Raw genomic sequence first — 18,256 nt, 5'->3', positions numbered from 1 at the left:
ACAAATAGCGGGATAAATAAAAAAGGTATTACGTTATTACGCAACACCCTTTCTCCATAATACACTTCCTTTACTTCTCTTCCGGATAATCACAATAATTAATGATCGTGCCCTCTGTATCCGCTAGGTTAAGATAAATTAATCTTCTACCATGCTTATTCATTCGAAGTGTATGCTCTTCCATTCAAATACCTTGTTCTTTAAATATGTTGTGTTTCAACACATTCTTTCCCTATTTTTAAATTTCATTTTCTTTTTTAGGGTTCATTTCAATTATTTTTAACAGCTGTTGTACCCTTTTATCATATGTATGTTCGATTAGCGTTCTCTTCAGCCCTTCCATCGCAATTTTCTTTCTTTGTACCGGGTTCGATAAATATCTTTCAGCTTTCTCTATAAAATCAACCGCTGAGGTAAATGTCTCAATTTGTACCCCTGGAATATAACACTTTTCTAAATCTGAACGAATATCCGTCATTTGAAAAGAACCTGTACTAGCTATTTCGAATGTACGATTATTAATAGAACAAGCATTTACTTTTACTCTATTTCTATTAAATGTTAAATCCTCTATCGAGCGATGTATATTCATGTTGATTTTACTTTTTTTGTAATATCCTATACTGTTTTCGTAAACCAAAAATGGTAAAAGTAAAATTTTATCTTTCAATAACTCATAACTTTTTAGTCTATCCCAATTACAACCTATAATTAGAGTATTTTTAGTCACTAAGTACTCTGCAATTGAATCAATAAATGCGAGCCGATTATCAAAAGCAGTCCCTATGAAACTAATATCAAATATGTATTCCTCTTCCCTAAGTATCGGCGTATATGCAGGAGGTTCTGCTGCTAAAGGCAAATAATATACATTATCACAACCTAAATCTTTATAAAAATCAATACATCCTGTATCTTGCGTAAACACATAATCATAATCAAGCACTAAGTTTTTCGTCACATCTGTAAAGTAAGGGTCATCTGTAAGCCAGAGTGCAGTTTTAAAGTTATATTGTTTTAAATCTTGAATTCCCTTAATTATCCCTTCTTCAAAACCATGAAATACAATAATGAGTGCCGGTTTTATCTTTAAAGCCGTTTTCACCAAATTTTCGTATGTTACCATCGTTACATTACGAATTGCCTTTTTCAAACTATTATATATAGATTCCTCTAGCACCGGAAAATAGACAGGAACACTAGATGTAACAAATAATACGTTAAAATTTTCAGCACTATTTGAAATCTCCACAGATAACCACTCTCCAATACATGAAATTCACAATTTATATTATATGTATTACATAAAATATATAGTTGGTTATAAAGCACTCTTTTTCTTTCATATATTACTGTGCAAAATGAGGATTTCTTACCCTATAGTCAGCTCCATTTGCTCGCAAATACTAAAAAAATCATGCCCACTCCTACAGGATAGTGGATAGCTTCTCATAATATATATTCAACATTCCGAAATACTTTCATCGAAATATTGAAAAGTATACAAATAAAAAGGCGTTACATTAGTACGTAACACCTTTCACAAAAATACACTTCCTTTATTTCACTTCCGGATAATCACAATATTCAATAATTGTCCCTTCCGTATCCGCTGGGTTAAGATAAATTAACCTTCTACCATGTTTATTCATTCGAAGCGTATGTTCTAACGTTCGAATACCCTGTTCCTTTAATTCTTCTAAAGCTACATCTAAATCATCTACACGATACGCAACGTGATGGACACCTTTCCCTTTTTGCTTTATAAATCGTGCTATTGGAGAAGTTGTATTATTCGTTGGCGCAAGTAATTCGATTCTATCACCATCAACTTCAAGAATGGCTACTTCACTTTCAACACCTGGTGCTTCACTTACGTAACGGTCGATTAAAGTTCCTGACAAAACCGTTTCATAAAAACGTATCGTACTATCTATATCACGAACTGCGATGCCGATATGATCAATTGTTTTTTTCATCTTATTTCCCCTACTACTTTATTTTTCCTCATTATCAATAGTAACAAAAAAAGTTATAGAATCAAATTCTATAACTTTTTTTGTTTAACTTATTTTCTTATTTGCATCAGCTGCTGGTTGCACTCCATTTTTCGTTTTTACAACGCTAATACCATAGCCGATAAATCCACCGATAATCGCTGGGAAGATCCAGCCTAATCCTACTTCCTGCATCGGAAGAAATTTAGTGAACACTTTGCTTACTACTTCAATGTTAACTCCAGCTGCACTTAATCCATCGAATAAGCTGATGATAAATGTTACGATTAAACTCACTTGATAAACTTCAGCTCTTCCTTTAAATAGTGAATGGAAGAATGTTAAGAAAATCAATACAATTGCTAGCGGATAAATTGCTGTTAATACTGGAACAGAAACTGCGATTAATTGTGTTAATCCTACGTTTGCAACAATTGCACTAAATACACATAGCGTGATTGCAATTGCTTTGTAAGGAATATTTGGGAATAACTTATGGAAGAATGAAGAACATGCTGATACAAGTCCCACACTAGTTGTTAAACAAGCAACTGTAATCATTAACCCTAATAATACTCCGCCATATGATCCGAAATAGTAGTTAGAAACTTTCGCTAATACTTCTCCGCCGTTCTCTAAATGTCCAAGCTTCGCAACACTTGAAGCTCCCATATAAGAAAGTGCTGTATAAATAATTGCTAAAATAGATGCTGCAATGATTGTCGCTTTTGCACAAACGACCATAATTTGCGTTTTCGTTTTCGCACCTTTTTCTTTAATTGCATTAATGATGATGATTCCGAATACGAATGATGCGAGCGTATCCATTGTTAAGTATCCTTCTTGGAATCCTTTGAAAAATGCATGTGATGTATACCCTTCAACTGGTGCTTGCATTTCTCCAATCGGATTAATAAAAGCAACGACTACTAAAATACCGATGAATGTCAATTTAATTGGCGTTAATATTTTTCCAACAATATCGACAATTTTCGCAGGATTTAGCGAAAAAAAACAAGTGATGCTAAAGAATATAATTGTAAAAAGAATTAAAGGTGTAGAACCTAGTCCTTCTGGCATAAAAGGCTTAAGACCAATTTCATAAGATACATTCCCTGTTCTTGGTATTGCAAATAACGGACCGATCGCTAAGTATAAAACTGTTGTAAATACAATCCCGAATACTGGGTGAGCGCGACTTGCTAATGACTGTAAATCGTCTTTACCTGAAATCCCAAATGCCAATACACCAAGTAGTGGCAACCCCACTCCTGTTACTAAAAATCCAGCGTTAGCAATCCAAACATTTTCACCTGCCGATTGACCAAGCATCGCTGGGAATATTAAATTCCCTGCTCCAAAAAATAGTGCAAACAACATTAATCCAATAACTACTATGAACGAAAACGGTACTTTATTCGCCATAATATAACCCCCCCATTCAAATTTCCTTATCTCATTTTCCAATTTTAACTAATTGAATTTTCTGAATATTTAATTTAAGTATCAACTATTCTTGAACCCATTATAGTTTGATATATAATATTTTGCAATACTATTTTCAAACTTTTCTTTTACTTTATAAATATACATTTTTTAACATAGAATATAGACTAAAAAACCAACATGGTCATCCATGTTGGTTTTTCCATTTACTATCATTAATTAAAATTTCGCAGCTACTTTTTTAACGTTTTCTAAACCTTCTTCAACAATTTGTTGTGAGCGATCTGGATATTGATTGTGTCCTTCAATTACCACTGTTTCTGGATTTGTAATTCCCCAGAATCCAAGTACAGTTGTCACATAATTAACTGCCATTTCCATAGGAGCCATTTGCTCTGAAGAGTAATCTGAACCACGAGCACCTAGTACAACTACTTTCTTATCACCAGCTAAACCTTCTGGACCATTCGCTGTATATTTAAACGTTTTTCCAGCTTGAGAAAGGTATGAAATATATGTGATTAATGGTGCGGGTACTGTGAAGTTCCATAATGGGAACGCAAATACAACTTTATCAGCTTCTAAAAACTGATTTAAATATTGATCTACTGTTGCTACAGCCTTTTCTTCTTCAGCTGTTAACTCCATTCCTTGACTACGTTTATAACCACCTGAAATTGCGATATTTCCGTAATAAGGAAGATCTAATGCAAATAAATCTAACTCTGTAATTTCTGTATTGGGGTTCGCTTCTTTATAAGTGCTTACAAATGTTTCATACATTTTTGAACTAATTGCTTGCTCCGCTGGACGATCGTTTGCTCTTACAAATAATACTTTTGACATTGTTTTATTCTCCTCTACTTTCGTAATTTCTTCTTTTTTACCAAATAATGAGCTAAATAATCCCATTTCCTTCACCTAATCTTTCTTTTCATATTCATTATTCATCATCATAAAAATTCTTATTCTAAGAAAAAGTTCCAATAGATACCTTCATTTAAGGAACCTAAAACTTTTTGTTATTTAATTACCTTATGTAAGTGATTGTAATATAGCCACTTACTTTAGTCAAGTAACTTTTAATTAAATATAAAATCTCGAATTAAAAATAATAACTAAAATACAATTAAACAGCCAATACAACTTTATTACTTGTATAATAAACTTAAAGAGGGAAATTTATATTTAGAAAGGATTTATTCATGAGCACTATAGAAAAGATTCAAACTTTTATTATTCTTTTTGCTGTTACATGCGGCATTGTACTCGGACAATTTAATATCATACATATGTATTCAGACAAATTTATTGTCCCCTTCTTATTTTTCATGCTATATGGATTATTCCTAAGCATCCCATTGAAAGAAATTAAAAACGGATTTCGCAATTTAAAATTCGCCGGAACAAGCCTAGGTATTAACTTTATATGGACACCTTTTCTCGCTTGGGGATTAGGCGCGTTATTTCTTTCAGATCACCCAGCACTTTGGGTTGGCTTTATTATGTTAATGGTTACTCCATGTACAGATTGGTACTTAATATTTACTGAAATAGCGAAAGGAAACGTAGCACTTTCCACAGCAATTTTGCCTGTAAATTTAATTTTACAAGTATTATTGCTACCCGTATATTTATTTTTATTTGCCGGTGTAATGAAGACTGTAGCGTTTTCTGTTTTAGTAGAAAGTATCGTTATCGTAATTGTCTTACCATTTTTACTTGCACATGCTACAAAATTCATTATGAATAAAATGAAAAAAGCTGAAACACTCGAGAATAAAATTATTCCGTTTTTCAGCTCTGCTCAAATTGTATTTTTAAGTTTGGCAATTGTAGCGATGTTTGCATCACAAGGTAAATATTTACTCCAAAATATGAATGTTGTTTTATTATTACTCATTCCTGTTCTATTGTTCTTCATCATTAATTTTTTACTAGGACAATTTATCGGGCGCATCCTGCATTTATCTTATAAAGATACAGTAAGTTTAAGCTTAACAACATTAGCAAGAAACTCGCCTGTTGCGCTCGCTATTGCTGTGACTGCTTTTCCAGACGAGCCTCTTATCGCACTTGCACTCGTTATCGGACCGTTGATTGAGTTGCCAGTACTTGCTTGTGTTTCACAAGTGTTGTTGCTTATTAAGAAAAAGCAGCAATACGCATAATAAAAAAACGTCCCACTTTGGGACGTTTTTTTATTGTCGAGAAATTCTATAAATGCAAAATTGAATTATCGGCTCTAAAGATTTTATACGTTATAGAAGATTGACTTTTCGTTATATTAACAGATCCTTTCTAATTAAAAATTATAGGAAAGGTAAATATAACGAACGCTGCCCAAAGTCCGTAGATTGGCAAATACTTCGTAACAGCATCTTGGATAGCTGAAGGTCCGGATTTGTTTTGTAGAAAACGTATATAGGAGAGCATAATCCAAATTAGATTTGCCCAAATAAGTATGTTTACTCCTAAAACAGCAAGTCTATTAGGCGTAATTCCATAAGAAGAAAGTCTGAACACGATGGCTGACAAAGCCACACTGTCAACGATAAGCGCAAGAACAATTAAGGCAAAATTTATATAATCTGAAATGTTCTTTTTCTCGTCCGAGTCGCTCTCAACAATAGAAAATATGGTAACGGCCAATACGACAAAAAGTATTCCGTTAAAGACTATCAGGAAATTGCGGTCCAAAAATGGATTTTTTCCGATCCATATAACCGTTATAAGATAGATCAACAATGTGATCAGAACGAGAGGACTAAAAATTTTAGCTATATAGGGTGTAATATTTTTAGCAAGTTTAAGATTCATTGACACCAAGTATGCAGCCACAATAGCGAGAGCGGCAGCACCAAATAAAACAACATTACTAAAATAGAAGTCTCCTATATCCAAGTCAACAAGGCTAAATAACCGCATGGTGAATACTGCTAGTATCATTCCGCTAACTGCCATGCTGGCATAGAGAATACAATATTCCAAATTAAATTTAATATAAGCTAATCTTGTACTGCCTTTTGAATATTCATTTCCTGTAAACGCAAGCCCTACCACTACCCATAAGAATATAGGAAGGTGTAAATAAGCAAGGATAATACTGTCTTTATAATTTAATGGCAGCATATTAAGATAAAGCCCAGAAATTAGGAACAACGCTGCAAGGGAATAAATAACACTTTTTTTCGGAGTATTATTGTAAACAAAATAGGCAGCAATAAAGGGAATTATACCAAAAGCCAGGTTAATCGGAGCAATTGCTTCCTGTTCGACAAAGTGGAAAATGATTCTGGTGCTTAACCCGGCTAGAATAGCTAGAATGCCCATAAATAAGAAACCTTTTTGAAACAAAGATTTTTTTTCTGTATTTGCCGTCTCCTTAAAATGCAACCTTTCATACCAAGCACCTAGAACCTGAGAATCAGGGTTTTGGTCCCATGCTTGTGAGAATGACTTTTTAAAGGCTTTCGGGTCTTTTCTATACATTCTCTCCAACTCATGAGGGTTATCAATATTTTCAACAATCAAATTGTTAATGTCCATAGTTATACCTCCTCTAATTTTAAAAACAACGTTATTACTTTTCTATAAAAAGCACCTCTCTTATTTATTATGATTATGATTTTAATATAAAATTTATTGTTTTACAATAAATTTTTATTATTTTAGATAATATTTTTGTTGTATATTTTCGTTCCAAGCAAAAACAAAAAGCATTCCTCATTCAAAGAAATGCTCTATAACTTTTTATAAACATCTGTGTAAGCTACTTTCAGTTGTTCTCTTCATTGCTTGTTTCCATTTTCTAATTTCTTATTTTTCCTTTATATAAAAGAAATGATCAAAATGATATAAACGTCCAATTTAATAGCATCCTTTCAAACAATTATTTCAAATAAATTTTAGTGCCAGTATACAAAACTCTGTAATTATAAAATAAAAAAGCATGACTTAAAATTGTCATGCTTTTTTCTATCTATATTTTCAAACCTAATACAGAACATTTCACTCGGGAAAGAGCTTTTTTATATGTTGAAACCACTTATGTCCTTGTATAAAAAGTTCTTTACTAATAAGTAGTATAATTACTGCGTTTTTCAAATTAGTAAAGAACTTTTTTATCTTTTATTTATATAGCTACAGTCAGTTTTGAAACTTCCTCAAGTAAAGAACTTTTTTATCCCGGCTCAATTTTTCGTAAGATGTCTATATTACTTGATTGAAGGCTATTTTTGCTTTGTTCATATCTCCTAATCAACCATTTCCCAAAATTGAGATGCTACTTTGGAAATTCTTTGGTCTTTTAATTTTACTATTACAGGCTCTAAATGAAAATCAAATTGTTTCAATTCAAAAAGCGTTGTATGTTCTAAAAATGATGATGTGTAATCCATTCTTGGAATAACGGATAATCCTAGTCCTCTACTAACAAGTGCTACAACCATCCTTATATCTTTACACTCGATAATGATATTTGGCTTGACTTGATGTTCATCAAACACTTTGAAAAGGTCTTCATTGAAGGAGAGTCCTTCCATTGCTCCTAGCATAATGAATGGGAACTGGGCAATCTGTTCAATCGTCACATGCTGTGATGAAAACGATGTTGCCCAACTTGATGGAATAATCACAGCGGTTGGTTGTTTTTTTAATATTTTCATCTCATATTGTTCACTATTGCCCAATCGTAAAAGTAAGGCAACATCAATTTCTCTTTGTTCTAGTCTTTTTAATAATTCTTCTGAATTTCCAGTTACTATATTTATTTTAACATTAGGGTATTGTGTTCTAAACGTACTAACATAGTCAATGAGCATATTCGAACATGCAGATGATACACCGATACTTACTGTTCCTCCTATACCTTGTTCAATTTCTTGAATTTGCTGCTTTACATCTTGAATTTGTATTAACATTTGATTGGCATATTGGTATAGTATTTCACCTGTTGCTGTAAGCTCCCATTTTTGACGATATCGATGAATTAAAGTTGTGCCAAGATCAGTTTCAAGCTTTTTTAATAATTGGCTAAGTGGGGGCTGCGCGATATGGAGCACTTCTGCTGCTTTAGAAATGCTTCCTTGTTTCACAATTTCTTTAAAGTAATATAATTGCCTGAAATCCATTGTATCTCTCCGTCATATGTTTTTTGATATGATTAGTTTATCATATATATATTTTTCATATGTCGAATTTAGCGTTATATTTAATTCTATAGCTATAGTCTTTATATTGATAATATTAACTAGAAAGTGAGAGATACTATGAATCATTGGAACAGAACCTTGAAGCGCATCATCTTATACGTGCTCGGGTTATTTTTTATGTCGATTGGCATTAGCATGTCGATTCAAGCAGGATTTGGCGTATCGCCTGTGTCATCATTAGCATATGCAAGTACGCTAACGATTGGTTTATCGGTTGGTGTGACAATGGCCCTTGCAAATGTTTTATACATTATTATTCAAGTGATATTAAGTAAACGAATGGAGTTAAATGAATTTGTGAGTCAATTCATTATTTCGTTTTTATTTGGTTTTTTCATGGATGCAACACTCTTCCTTGTACAACTTTTCCCTGCACCTGAAACTCTCCTTGCTCGAAGTGTATATTTGATTGTTAGTTTATTTGTTATAGCGGTCGGTTTAATGGGCTATACAACAGCGAAACTGCCATTAATGCCGTATGATGCGTTAACTTATGCAATTAGTGAAAAATTCAATTTAAAATTCGGTAAAGCAAAAATCTTGAGCGATTTAATAAACATTTGTGTGGCTGGTGCAATCTGTATAGTTTTCATTCAATCATTAGGCTCAATCGGAATCGGCACACTAATTGCCGCCTATTTTATCGGCAAAATTTTAGGGTGGATGATACCGTATTATCAACCAACTCTCCAACAATGGGTATTTAAAACAGAGAAGGCTGCCTAAGGAATCATAATAAAGTACAGGAAAAATAGATGAATCAAATTCCTCAGCCGAAATCAAATAATGAATTTTGCATCTTACCAGGTGCCAGTCCACATTAGGAATGGCATTTCTTTATTACTGCCTTTTCTTTGACCTTCTATCACTTTGGTTAAATGATAAAACAAACATTGTATTAAAACTAACCTGCCGTTTAGTTAAAGAAGGATCTTTAAACAACTTTTTTATATTTTAAAAGACTTTATTGCTACTTAACACTATTCCATACCATCTTTTCAAACAATTATTTCAAATAAATTTTAGTGCTAGTATACAAAACTCTGTAATTATAAAATAAAAAAGCATGACTTAAAATTGTCATGCTTTTTCTTTTCTATCAATAATTTTTTCAAACCTAACCTGTTACAGAAACTTTTACTCGTGAAAGAGCTTTTTTATTTAGTAAAGCACTTTTTTATTTGTTGACACCACTTAATTCTCAAACACAAAATTAATCTTATTATCTTTCCACTCTAGCTTCGCATCAAAGGTCTTCTCACCCTTTTTAAAGCCTTTAATTAAATCGGTCTTCTCACCTTTTAAGAGCTTTGTTATATTCTTTTGCGAAATTGTTTTACTTAATATTTTCTTCGAGATGGTAAAATCACATTGTGTTGTATTGTAGTTTGAACAGCCGTAAAACGTAGATTTATCAATTACATCACCATCACATTTTTTACAACTTCCAACCTTTTTACCAGTTGTAAATTTCGATCCTTTTCGCTCAATCGATTCAACATGTAATCCAGTGAAATCCCATTTCTCCGACATTTCTACCGCGTCTTCAATAATTTTAGCTGATAACTTTTTCGTCTGTTCCATAAATGTAGCTGGTGAAGCGGTACCTTCACCAATTTCCGCAAGACGTTGTTCCCATTTTGCAGTCATTTCCGGTGAAGCTAGTATTTTGTCGCCGATTGCTGTAATTAATACTTTTCCCTTATCAGTCGCATACACTTGGTTTTTCTGCACATCTATATATTTACGGTCTTTCAGCATCGTAATGATACCGGCACGAGTCGCTTCCGTACCTAAACCTTCTGTTTTCTTTAATACTTTCTCCAGCTCTTCATTCTCTAAATACTTACCGGCTGTTTTCATTAACGTAATAAGTTGTCCTTCTGTATAACGCTTCGGTGGCTGTGTTTTTCCTTCTTTCACTTTCACCTTTACAACTTTTCCTTGTTCACCTTCAGCTACAATCGGAAGAATCGTTTCGTCATCTTTATCATCTTGGAAAATAACTTTACGCCAACCTTCTTGAATTTGCTGTTTTCCTTTCGAAATGAACGCAGCACGTTCGTCTACAAGAGTTGTAATCGTTGTGTAGTCAAAGATTGCTACTTCATAATGCGCCGCAATAAGTCTTCTTACGATCATATCGTAAATTTTCTTTTCATCACCTGATAGTTTGCTTGGATTTGTAACTTGTTCTGTCGGTATAATTGCGTAGTGATCTGTAACTTTCTTTTCATTCACATAACGCTTATTGTTCATAATCGATTCAATTGGTGCTGGTAATAAACCTTTATATTCATCAAACTGACTTAATTTCTGTAAAATATCAGGGAACGTCGCTGCTTCTCCTTGTGTAACATAGTTAGAATCCGAACGTGGATAAGAGACTATCCCTTTTTGATATAGTGCTTGCGTTATATCAAGCGTCTTTTTCGGTGAAAATTTAAAGGCTTTATTCGCCGTTGCTTGCAGTGCAGATAAATTAAATAAAAATGGTGGCTGAAACTCTTTACGCTCCGTTTTCATTTCTTTTACTACAGCCGGTTTATTTTGACAAAACGCTGCAATTTTATTTGCCAAATCAGGATCATTTAAACGGGACTCATTATCTTTCTCCCATTTCCCCTCATATTTCTTCCCTTCAATATTAAAGGTTGCGAACACTTCCCAAAACGGCTCTGATTTAAAGTTTTCAATTTCCTTCTCACGCTTTACAATGAGTGCTAAAGTTGGTGTTTGCACACGACCGGCGGAAAATACATCATTCATTCCCTTTTTCTTTAGCAAAATGCTAAAGACACGCGATGCATTCATCCCAACCACCCAGTCGGCGCAAGATCTTGTATATGCTTCATAATACGTATTAATCGTATCTGATTCATCAAGTAAGTTTTTAAATCCTTGATAAATAGCTTGCTTCGTTAAAGACGAAATCCATAGGCGCTTCATTGGCTTTTGCACGTTACAAAGATTAATAATGTTTCGTACGATTAATTCCCCTTCGCGCCCAGCATCGCCTGCGTGAATAATTTCTGTTACCTGAGGATTATGTAACAGCTGTTTCACTACATTAAATTGCTTATACTTTGACTTTGTTACTTCAAATTGAAAACGTTCTGGAATCATCGGTAACGTATTAAGTGACCATTTTTTCCACTCTGCATGATAATGTTCTGGATTACATAACTGCGTCAAATGACCAATTGCCCATGTACAGTACGCTCCATTTGGAAATAACTCATTTGCTTCTACTTCTAAATATCCATCTTTCCGGCGATATTTAAACTGTGAAACAAGAGCCAAACCTTGATCTGGTTTCTCGGCAATAATTAATTTCATTGTATAACTCCCTATCTGTATTCCAGTGTTACTTTCATTATATATATGTTTAGAAGCGATGATAAAACAACAATCTTATTTATCATTCGCGGTTTGCCTCACAAATGTGAGACCTATAATATTATACGCTTATTCTTAAGAGCTTCACAATAGAAACTCATTATATAACAACCTCTTTCGCATACTCACAAACAAAAAAGACGTCCAAAAATCGAGCGTCCTTTCCATTCACTACTATTTGCTTTCATATATTCTATAAAATTTTAAATATAACAATTCGTTATGAAATATCGTCTGCAAAGATAACCATCATTATTTGAAAATTATATTGAACTTACCTTTTTTAAATTGTGCAGATAATTTGCAGATATAAATAAGCATAAGTATTCTCCATTTGAACATATGATGAAATGAACGATAGGACAGGGAGGTATCATGATGCTTGCTTATACATTAACTGCCTTAACACTTTGTTGTATCTCGATTATTATTACATCATATATTTCTAAACGTAAGGGTACCCTAATGGAGTATATGGTATTTATTATGTCTTTTAGTATGAGTATCGGTTTAAGCATTGGTTTTTATTTAGGTATTCTATTTAAAGGAGAATTACTATATTCTACTTTGCTTGCTATTTTGATTAGTGGTTTTATCGGTTTTTTAGTCGGTCTACGTTTTCACCTGTATACTGCCTTAGAAGGAATGTTCTCTGGATTAATGGCAAGTATGATGGGAGCTATGATTACAGAAATGTTAAACGCTCAACAAGCTTATAGTATACTGTTCATTAGCCTCTTACTTACTATAACGATAACTATGTCATGTATGATTCAGCTTTTATCTGAAACCTTCTCTACTTATATCCATCGTGGGTTTCTATTATTGCTCTCAATTGGCGTAGTAATCATTGTTTCTGTATTTATAACATTCCCAGATTATGCTCCTTCACCTTCATCGGGGCATGATCAACACATGCATTAACTCTAACGACAAAAATGCATAAAGCAGTTATCCTTAAGATAACTGCTTTATATTATTCTGGCTTATTAGGAATGTTAGGGTTTGGAACATAATCAGATTTATAATCTGTATATTTCACTTCTGTTACCATCCCCGCTGAAGCATGGTGTAAATCATGACAGTGGAACATCCAATCACCCGGATTGTCTGCTACAAAGGCTACTTCATATTCTTCTCCTGGTTTTAAGTTCAATGTATCTTTCACAATTGGAGAACCTTCTATCGGTTTTCCATCTTTACTCAACACCTGGAAGAAGTGACCATGTAAATGCATTGGATGATCGTCCATTTTAGAACGATTTACTAATTTTACTTTTACTAAATCACCCTTTTTCACTGGAATTGGATCAATATCCGGAAATGTTTTTCCGTTAATTGTATATACCATTTCATTTCCATTCATTTGCGTATCCAAGTCCATATTATATGTGGCAGTATACTTCTGATTTAACGTGAAGCTACCTAATTTTTTAGCGCCATATTTTGTCATATCTAATTTTGGTAGTTTTTCTTTTTCGTTTGCTTTATCTTTCATCTCTTTACTACCTTCATATTTAATAACAGCTTTCATTCCTTTTGCACCTTTATTTTCTGAATGGTCTTCAACATACCATTTCCCAGGATTATTAGCAGTAAATTCAATATCATAACGTTCACCCGGTGCGATTGAAATTACTTTATCCTTTATAACTTTTGGATCGTTAATTGGTTGACCATCTGTTGCAATTACTTTTATATCATGACCGTGAACGTGTATATCATGTGATAGATAACCAGCATTAACGAGTCGAAGACGAACTTTATCTCCCTTATTCACTTTTAATGGTTCTACTAAATTCCCGCTTTTACCATTGAGTGTGGATAAGTCATACATACTCATATCATGACCTTCCATCTTCATATTTCCATGGTCCATTCCTGCCATATTACTAGAGTCTTTTTTATCACTGCCCATGTCCATACCTGAATGATCCATTCCTTTCCTATCATCATTCTTTTTCGTATTTTCATTATCCTTAGATTTATTACCTTTTTGCCCTTTTGTCATTTCTTTTAACTGCTTATTAATTTCTTCTTTATCTGTTACCCATTCATCTAACATTAATGTGTAATCTTTATCATACTTTTCATTTGTATCCTCTACAATAAGAGCACCATACAAGCCTCTATCTAGTTGATTTACAGAATCTTGATGTGAATGATACCAATACGTTCCTGGTACGTTCGCTTCAAATTCATAGGTGAAACTTTTTCCTGATTCAACCGCATCTTGTGTCACGCCTGGAATTCCATCCATGTTATTTGGGACAGGATACCCATGCCAATGAATAGATACTGGCGCAGGTAATTCATTTTTTAATGTCACTTTAACCTTTTTACCTTTTTTCACTCTGATTTCTGGACCTGGAGATGAGCCATTAAATGTCCAGACTGGAACAATAACACCGCTACTTAGCTTTTGTTTTTCTTCTTTCGCTACTAAAGTAACTTCTGGCCCTTTTACAACTTTCAATGGCTTTGTAGCCGCTTCAGTCTGTGTTGTTTTTTTATCATTCATATTTTTATGATCATTTGTTGCATTTGTGATCGCAGAACATCCAGCAATTAAAGATATTACGGAGACTGTAACTGCTGTTAATACAAATCTCTTCATTGAAAATTCCTCCTTTTTCTTTTTCAAAATCATTATAAAAGATGATTTTCAAGAAAATAAGGAGATGTAATTAGATATTGCTCTTACGATTGTAAAAGAAAATTGGTTATATTATGTAGAAAGTGCGAAGTGAGTTAATAGTAATCCGTAAAAAACATAGCTGCTTTTAAATAAAAAAATAACTAAAATGCTCTTCACAAAAAAACGTAGGTTTGTGTATAATAAGAACTAATGTTCTTTCTAGAAAGGCACTAAACCTGAATTACACTCATATATCAAAAAGAAGAGGATTGATATACTATGAAAATTGATAGACCAAAAATTTCACCAGAGTTATCTTCAAGGAATTTTCAAGATATTTTTTATGAAGAAGATCCAACATTGGAAATGTGTGAAATTATAGACTCTACTTTCGAAAATGAATCTGTAGATAAAGTGCGCTTATATAATGCAGTGATAAAGAATTGTAAGTTCACTAATACAGACTTTAGCAATATTGATATCACAGATGTTTGTTTTGAAAACTGCGATTTATCAAATGTTAATTTAAGCAATTCTTCTGTTCACAGAGTTGAATTTAAAAATAGTAAATTAATTGGAGTTAATTTTACAGAATCTAGCTTAGGAAATGTTAAATTTGAGAATTCAATTTTGAATTTAGCGGCATTTGGAAATTCTAAACTAGAAAAAATTATATTTAATGAAACTTCATTAAATAATGCAGATTTCTTTGACTGTAAACTAAAAAAAGTTGAATTCCAATTATGTAGCCTTGACGAAGCTAATTTTGATCAAACATCACTGAAGGGGATAGATATTAGTTCTTCTAATTTTGATACACTTACAGTTTCAGTGAACGATTTAAGAGGATGTAAAGTATCAACATATCAAGCTGTTCAGTTTGCAACTCTATTAGGATTAATAATTAAAGATTAGTATTTCGAAGGTAGCACAGAACTCTATCCCGAATCATGGACTTTTTTAAGTGTCCACGATTCGAGGTGAAGTTCAAATACATTAGTGGTTACCTTTTTCTTATTATTTAACTACGGCCTGTTTTCCCTTTATATGTTCATTATTTTCGCTCATAAACTCTTCGATTTCTTCAACTGATCTAATAATATCTTTTGACAAGTTTTCATACCCGTCTTTCGTTACAAGAATATCATCTTCAATACGAATACCGATTGATTCTTCCTCAATGTAAAGGCCAGGCTCTATCGTAATGACCATACCTGCTTCTAATACTCTATCTTTATACGTTCCTACATCATGCGTATCTAAACCTAGGAAGTGACTTACTCCATGATAATAGTATTTAGATAATTCCTCGTCTTCTTGAATTAAACCAATTGCTTTACACTCTTCTGCTAATACTTTTTTTGTATGCTCATTTAATGCAGCAAACTTTAATCCTGGCTTAATAAGTTCAGTTGTTTCTTTCAATGCTTTTAACACGATATTATATATTTGTTTTTGGCGACTCGAAAACGTTCCGCTAGCTGGGAATGTGTAACTAATATCAGCATTGTAATAGTCTTTTTGAGCACCTAAATCTAGCAATACTAAATCACCTTGCTCCACTTTTGCATCATTGTCTTCATAATGCAGTACAGTCGCATTTTTACCACTCGCCAAAATTGTATCGAATGCATGATATTTAATACCTGATGATTTTAATGTGAAGTCAAAATGGGCTTCTAATTCATATTCCATTATGCCTGCTTTCGCTTGTTTCAGCACATTATAAATACCCTCTTGAGTAACCACTATTGCTTCTTTAATTTTTTCAATTTCTTCCTCTGTTTTAAACACTCGTAATTCACAAATGTCCGGGTATACATTACCGATTGTAATGTGTGGATATTGTTCTCTTACATGTTTAGCAAACGCTAACGGTTTCGTCTCAGTACCCTTCCACTCACGACGCTCTAAATCTAAATACACATGTTTCACATTTTCTGCGAAAAGTGTATTTGTCATTGTCTTTTCAAAGCTTTCTATATATACAACTTTTTTTATACCTGAAATTTGTTCTGCCTCTTCTTTAGAAACTGTTTTTCCAACCCACTTTTCAAGTACTGGATCTGATTTTTCAATGAAAAGAGTTTCTTCCACACTATTCCCAAATTTCTTCAACACGAAAATAATATTCGGCTCATCGATTCCCGTTAAATAGTAAAAATTGCGATTCGGCACAAATTTATAATGTGCATCAGCTGACATATGAGGTGCCTGTCCAGCAAATAAAATAGTAATAGATTCATCATGTAATGTTTTCGCTAATCGTTCTCTATTTTGAGCAAAAAATGTTGACTTCATAATAATCCCCCTTGCGTTCTATGTATGTTTTTCAAACTAATTATCCAATACAATTCATTCTATTATTGTTATAATTTTTCGTCAATTAATAGTGTTCATTTTGAAAATAAAACTTTCATTAATGAGTTTCTTACCGCACATATATGCGGGATAAAATCTTCATTACTATTCCACTTGAGATGATGCATACCACTCCACAATTTCTTGACATTTATTCCATATACTTAAAATCTCATACATATAGGAAAGGAGCCTACAAACGTGAAACATTACGTAGGACTAGCCATTACTTCGTTATTCATCATTACAGGATGCTCTAACAATATAGAAACACAACAAGTAAAAAAAGAAACGGTTCAGTCTCAGCCAAAAAATAAAGAAACAGCAAATACGATTCCGCAAAACTTCTATAAAGAAATTACATCCGGAAAAATCGCGCACATTCATGGAATTGGCTATGCAGGAAATATGCCAGGGATTTCTATCGCAACTCATAGTGGTATAAAAGTTTATCAAAATGGAAAATGGTTTGAAACCGCTACACAGCTACACGATTATATGGGCTTTCAAGCAACGAAAAATGGATTTTTTGCTAGTGGGCATCCGGAGCCAGGTGCAAATTTAAAAAACCCTTTAGGATTAATGAAAAGTTCTGATGGCGGCAATACCCTTGAAAAGCTAGCATTCTATGGAGAATCTGATTTTCATAACCTTGCTGTCGGATATAATGCGGAAGCGATTTATTTATACAACGAACGTCCTAATTCTAAATTACAACAAGGTTTTTATGTCAGCACAAACAATGGACAAGAATGGAAAAATAGTAAGTTAAAGGGCCTTTCGAGTACTATCCACTCCTTTTCAGCACATCCCGATCAACCTAGTGTAGTCGCAGTAAGCGCTAAAGACGGCGTTTATTTATCTACAGATTACGGGAATACATTTGAACAATTTTCTAAACCAGTTGAATCGACCGCAGTTACGTTTAGTAATGAAGATGTTATTTACGCCTCTATCAATAAGCAAAATGAGCAAATAATAACGAAGCAATCTATCGCTACAAATGAAGAGACAAACATACAAGTTCCATCTTTAGATCCAAAAGATACAATCATGTATATTTCACAAAACCCTCAAAATTCATCTGAAATGGTATTTGCTACAATGAAAGCAGATGTGTTCGTTTCTACAGATGACAGTAAAACGTGGAAACAGATTACTAAAAATGGCACATTACAATTTAATTAGAAAGGTGAATATAA

Annotated in this window: 14 protein-coding genes and 1 pseudogene; 5 read left to right on the top strand and 10 right to left on the bottom strand. The window is 33.2% G+C overall.

The window, feature by feature from the left end; genetic code table 11:
• Positions 1 to 70: 70 nt before the first annotated feature.
• The 5 genes and pseudogenes from KPL75_RS23505 to KPL75_RS23485 all read right to left on the bottom strand — a co-directional run.
• Positions 71 to 178: pseudogene (locus tag KPL75_RS23505) on the bottom strand (glyoxalase); the annotation flags it as partial.
• 60 nt (positions 179 to 238) lie between these two features.
• Positions 239 to 1,252, bottom strand: coding sequence for a CgeB family protein (locus KPL75_RS23500; protein WP_002148768.1), 1,014 nt, complete (start codon positions 1,250 to 1,252; stop codon positions 239 to 241).
• A 307-nt stretch (positions 1,253 to 1,559) separates the two neighbouring features.
• Positions 1,560 to 1,979: a VOC family protein gene (locus KPL75_RS23495; protein ID WP_002012283.1), complete on the bottom strand. Its 420-nt coding sequence runs from the start codon at positions 1,977 to 1,979 to the stop codon at positions 1,560 to 1,562.
• Positions 1,980 to 2,063: 84 nt separating this feature from the next.
• The gene (gene brnQ, locus KPL75_RS23490; protein WP_002148770.1) at positions 2,064 to 3,422 is read right to left on the bottom strand and encodes a branched-chain amino acid transport system II carrier protein; all 1,359 of its coding nucleotides are present in this window, start codon (positions 3,420 to 3,422) and stop codon (positions 2,064 to 2,066) included.
• A gap of 240 nt (positions 3,423 to 3,662) precedes the next feature.
• Positions 3,663 to 4,355 (bottom strand): FMN-dependent NADH-azoreductase, encoded by a 693-nt coding sequence (locus KPL75_RS23485; RefSeq protein WP_002148771.1) that lies wholly within the window; start codon positions 4,353 to 4,355, stop codon positions 3,663 to 3,665.
• Between the two features lie 293 nt (positions 4,356 to 4,648).
• Between KPL75_RS23485 and KPL75_RS23480 the strand changes: the two genes are divergently transcribed.
• The gene (locus tag KPL75_RS23480) at positions 4,649 to 5,614 is read left to right on the top strand and encodes an arsenic resistance protein (protein ID WP_219917984.1); all 966 of its coding nucleotides are present in this window, start codon (positions 4,649 to 4,651) and stop codon (positions 5,612 to 5,614) included.
• A 130-nt stretch (positions 5,615 to 5,744) separates the two neighbouring features.
• On the opposite strand, the gene KPL75_RS23475 is transcribed toward KPL75_RS23480, so the two are convergent.
• Both KPL75_RS23475 and KPL75_RS23470 read right to left on the bottom strand, forming a co-directional pair.
• The gene (locus tag KPL75_RS23475) at positions 5,745 to 6,992 is read right to left on the bottom strand and encodes a DUF4153 domain-containing protein (protein ID WP_219917983.1); all 1,248 of its coding nucleotides are present in this window, start codon (positions 6,990 to 6,992) and stop codon (positions 5,745 to 5,747) included.
• Between the two features lie 707 nt (positions 6,993 to 7,699).
• On the bottom strand, positions 7,700 to 8,575 hold the full coding sequence (locus KPL75_RS23470; protein WP_002148786.1) for a LysR family transcriptional regulator: 876 nt from the start codon (positions 8,573 to 8,575) through the stop codon (positions 7,700 to 7,702).
• Positions 8,576 to 8,713: 138 nt separating this feature from the next.
• On the opposite strand from KPL75_RS23470, the gene KPL75_RS23465 reads away from it, so the two are divergent.
• On the top strand, positions 8,714 to 9,382 hold the full coding sequence (locus tag KPL75_RS23465; protein ID WP_002200884.1) for a YczE/YyaS/YitT family protein: 669 nt from the start codon (positions 8,714 to 8,716) through the stop codon (positions 9,380 to 9,382).
• 468 nt (positions 9,383 to 9,850) lie between these two features.
• On the opposite strand, the gene topB is transcribed toward KPL75_RS23465, so the two are convergent.
• Positions 9,851 to 11,995 carry a DNA topoisomerase III gene (gene topB / locus KPL75_RS23460; RefSeq protein WP_219917982.1) on the bottom strand — a complete coding sequence of 715 codons (2,145 nt, stop codon included), beginning with the start codon at positions 11,993 to 11,995 and terminating at the stop codon, positions 9,851 to 9,853.
• 438 nt (positions 11,996 to 12,433) lie between these two features.
• Here topB and KPL75_RS23455 point away from each other — a divergent pair, with 438 nt between their 5' ends.
• Positions 12,434 to 12,979, top strand: coding sequence for a hypothetical protein (locus tag KPL75_RS23455; protein WP_219917981.1), 546 nt, complete (start codon positions 12,434 to 12,436; stop codon positions 12,977 to 12,979).
• Between the two features lie 52 nt (positions 12,980 to 13,031).
• Here the strand turns inward: KPL75_RS23455 and KPL75_RS23450 are convergent, their stop codons facing one another.
• Complete coding sequence (locus tag KPL75_RS23450; RefSeq protein ID WP_219917980.1) at positions 13,032 to 14,672, bottom strand: multicopper oxidase family protein; 1,641 nt, start codon at positions 14,670 to 14,672, stop codon at positions 13,032 to 13,034.
• Between the two features lie 300 nt (positions 14,673 to 14,972).
• On the opposite strand from KPL75_RS23450, the gene KPL75_RS23445 reads away from it, so the two are divergent.
• On the top strand, positions 14,973 to 15,608 hold the full coding sequence (locus KPL75_RS23445; RefSeq protein WP_002148795.1) for a pentapeptide repeat-containing protein: 636 nt from the start codon (positions 14,973 to 14,975) through the stop codon (positions 15,606 to 15,608).
• A gap of 102 nt (positions 15,609 to 15,710) precedes the next feature.
• Here the strand turns inward: KPL75_RS23445 and KPL75_RS23440 are convergent, their stop codons facing one another.
• A complete protein-coding gene (locus KPL75_RS23440) occupies positions 15,711 to 16,994 on the bottom strand; it encodes an aminopeptidase P family protein (RefSeq protein WP_219917979.1) in 1,284 nt (427 codons plus the stop codon).
• Between the two features lie 261 nt (positions 16,995 to 17,255).
• On the opposite strand from KPL75_RS23440, the gene KPL75_RS23435 reads away from it, so the two are divergent.
• Positions 17,256 to 18,242, top strand: coding sequence for a F510_1955 family glycosylhydrolase (locus KPL75_RS23435; protein WP_219917978.1), 987 nt, complete (start codon positions 17,256 to 17,258; stop codon positions 18,240 to 18,242).
• Positions 18,243 to 18,256 lie beyond the last annotated feature (14 nt).

Source organism: Bacillus sp. NP247 (genome assembly GCF_018966865.1).
In the GTDB taxonomy this organism is placed as follows: domain Bacteria; phylum Bacillota; class Bacilli; order Bacillales; family Bacillaceae_G; genus Bacillus_A.
This window is presented reverse-complemented; position numbering and strand designations above follow the sequence as displayed.